We start from the raw sequence: 2,104 nt of genomic DNA on the forward strand, positions 1-2,104 counted from the left end.
CCCTTACCTGCAACCAAGGGATTCGGATCTTGCATCGCACTAATAACGCGTGCCAATCCCGCATCGACTAAGGCTCTTGCACAAGGTGGAGTTCTACCGTAATGACTGCAAGGCTCTAGGGTTACATATGCCGTAGCACCTTTGGCCAACTCTCCGGCTTGAGCTAATGCGTTAACCTCAGCATGGCCTTCACCTGCTCGTTCATGAAAGCCCTCTCCAACAATCTGACCATCGCGCACTATGACACAACCAACACGTGGATTAGGCTGGCAACTTAATTCACCAAGCCAGGCTAACTCGATAGCACGAGCCATATAACGATGATCATCAGCCGACCAGTCATGCATATGGAGCAAAACTCTTAGTGCTTATGCGTTATCAGAAGAGCGATCACGCTTGGCTAAGCGATCAATCTCTTCTTTAAACTCATTGATGTCTTGGAAACTGCGATATACCGAGGCAAATCGAACATATGCAACTTCATCTAAACTTCGAAGTTCTCGCATCACTTCTTCACCCACTTGCAATGAAGATAGTTCTCGCTCACCAGTCGCTCGCAGACGATACTTGATGTTGTCTATCGCCTGTTCAATGGACTCAATACTCACAGGACGCTTTTCTAAAGCTCGCTGAACACCACGATTCAGCTTTTCTTCATCGAAGGGTTGGCGCGAGCCGTCTTGTTTAACAACCCGCGGCATCACAAGCTCAGCCGTTTCAAATGTGGTAAAGCGTTCTTGGCAGGTCAAGCACTCGCGTCGACGACGTACTTGATTGCCGTCAGAAACCAAACGAGAGTCGTAAACCTTCGTGTCAGTCGCCTTACAAAACGGACAATGCATGAGGAATCAACCCTGACAGTTATGCGTAAACTGGCAAACGCGAGCAAATTGCTTGCACTTTTTCGCGTGTTGCGTTGATGACAGAGTCGTCCTCTGGATTGGCAACTAACGCGTCAATCACATCACAAATCCATGAAGCTAATTCAGAACAATCTTTCGACTGAAAACCTCGACTTGTAATAGCTGGAGTACCAATACGCAATCCACTCGTTACAAATGGAGAACGAGGATCGTTTGGAACCGAGTTCTTGTTTACTGTAATGTGAGCACGACCTAATGCTGCGTCAGCGTCTTTGCCCGTTACATCTTTATCAATCAAATCAAGCAAGAAAAGGTGGTCATCAGTACCGCCAGACACAATTTTGTAGCCACGCTCTAAAAATACAGAAACCATCGCTTGTGCATTTTTAACGACTTGCTGCTGATATGTTTTAAACTCTTCTGACATCGCTTCTTTGAAGCACACTGCTTTCGCAGCAATCACGTGCATCAATGGTCCACCCTGACTTTCAGGGAAGACGGCAAAGTTCAGCTTTTTGTTCAGCTCTTCGTCATCATTTGCCAAAATCAAACCACCACGAGGGCCTCGTAGCGTTTTATGCGTCGTTGTAGTCACGACATCTGCAATACCAACAGGACTTGGGTAAACACCGCCAGCAACAAGACCCGCTATATGCGCCATATCAACAAACAAGTACGCACCCACTTCGTCTGCAATTGCTCTGAAACGCTTCCAGTCAACAACAAGAGAATAGGCTGAAAAACCAGCGATAATCATTTTAGGCTTGTGCTCACGCGCAAGAGCCTCAACTTGATCGTAATCAATCTCACCAGTTGCTTCGTTTAAGCCATATTGAACTGCATTGTAGATTCGGCCTGAAAAACTAACCGCCGCGCCATGCGTTAAGTGACCACCATGCGCCAAGCTCATACCAAGGATTGTGTCACCTGGCTGACAAAGAGCCATAAATACCGCTGCGTTTGCTTGTGAACCTGAATGAGGCTGAACGTTCGCGTACTTCGCACCAAACAATGCCTTTGCACGATCGATTGCTAGCTGCTCGACTACGTCAACATGCTCACAACCACCGTAGTAACGTTTACTTGGGTAGCCTTCGGCGTATTTATTAGTAAGGTAAGATCCTTGCGCTTCCATTACACGAGGGCTGGTGTAATTTTCTGAAGCAATCAATTCAATATGATCTTCCTGTCTTTTTGCTTCTGCATCCATTGCCGACAACAGTTCATCATCAAATCCAGCG

General features: G+C 46.8%; 3 protein-coding genes. All 3 read right to left on the bottom strand.

What is annotated here, in order from left to right; genetic code table 11:
* Nucleotides 1-347, bottom strand: a 347-nt coding sequence (gene ribD, locus A3762_RS16155) for a bifunctional diaminohydroxyphosphoribosylaminopyrimidine deaminase/5-amino-6-(5-phosphoribosylamino)uracil reductase RibD (RefSeq protein WP_068756618.1), incomplete at its 3' end; no start/stop codon positions are given.
* Between the two features lie 21 nt (nt 348-368).
* The gene (gene nrdR / locus A3762_RS16160) at nt 369-842 is read right to left on the bottom strand and encodes a transcriptional regulator NrdR (RefSeq protein ID WP_068478615.1); all 474 of its coding nucleotides are present in this window, start codon (nt 840-842) and stop codon (nt 369-371) included.
* 19 nt (nt 843-861) lie between these two features.
* On the bottom strand, nt 862-2,104 hold a 1,243-nt coding region (gene glyA / locus A3762_RS16165), incomplete at its 5' end, for a serine hydroxymethyltransferase (protein WP_068756620.1).

Source organism: Oleiphilus sp. HI0125 (assembly GCF_001635355.1).

What these genes read in the sequence shown, in the direction of transcription:
- nrdR (WP_068478615.1), bottom strand. Translation starts at nt 842, where the DNA reads ATGCATTGTCCGTTTTGTAAGGCGACTGACACGAAGGTTTACGACTCT.